This is a genomic window from Vibrio sp. 1727 (assembly GCF_033344415.1).
GTDB classification, from domain to species: Bacteria; Pseudomonadota; Gammaproteobacteria; order Enterobacterales; family Vibrionaceae; genus Vibrio; species Vibrio alginolyticus.
This window is the reverse complement of sequence record NZ_JAWPOT010000574.1, coordinates 1-544: the sequence shown is the minus strand read 5'-3', so window position 1 is coordinate 544 and position 544 is coordinate 1. Positions and strand designations below refer to the sequence as shown.

1 protein-coding gene is annotated in these 544 nt (G+C 49.4%); it reads left to right on the top strand.

Going from position 1 to position 544, the window contains the following annotated elements; translation table 11 throughout:
- Positions 1–507, top strand: a 507-nt coding sequence (ruvC, locus tag R8O10_RS27015; RefSeq protein WP_318192198.1) for a crossover junction endodeoxyribonuclease RuvC, incomplete at its 5' end; no start/stop codon positions are given.
- Between the last annotated feature and the right edge of the window lie 37 nt (positions 508–544).

Genomic DNA, 544 nt, shown 5'->3' with positions numbered 1-544 from the left:
GGTATTGACCCAGGTTCTCGTATTACCGGTTACGGCGTTATTCGCCAACAAGGCCGTCATCTGCAATATCTTGGCAGTGGGTGTATTCGTACCTCAGAAAAAGAATTGCCAGGTCGGCTTAAGCAAATCTATGCTGGCGTTACGGAAATCATCACCCAGTTTCAACCAGACGTATTTGCAATTGAGCAAGTGTTCATGGCGAAAAATGCCGATTCTGCTCTAAAGCTAGGGCAGGCTCGCGGTAGTGCGATTGTTGCGGCGGTGAATGCGGATCTTCCTGTGTATGAGTATGCTGCACGTCTAATTAAGCAAGCTGTAGTGGGGACTGGTGGTGCAGACAAAGTGCAAGTTCAGCACATGGTACAGCACATGTTAAAATTACCTGCGAAGCCTCAAGCCGATGCCGCGGATGCGCTCGGTGTGGCAATTTGTCATGCCAATACGAACAAGACCTTGGTTGCGCTCGCAGGCAAAGCAAGCAGTGCGAGAAAAGGGCGTTATCGCTAGACTCTTACCGTACTAAAAATGAGACACCTCAGACAGA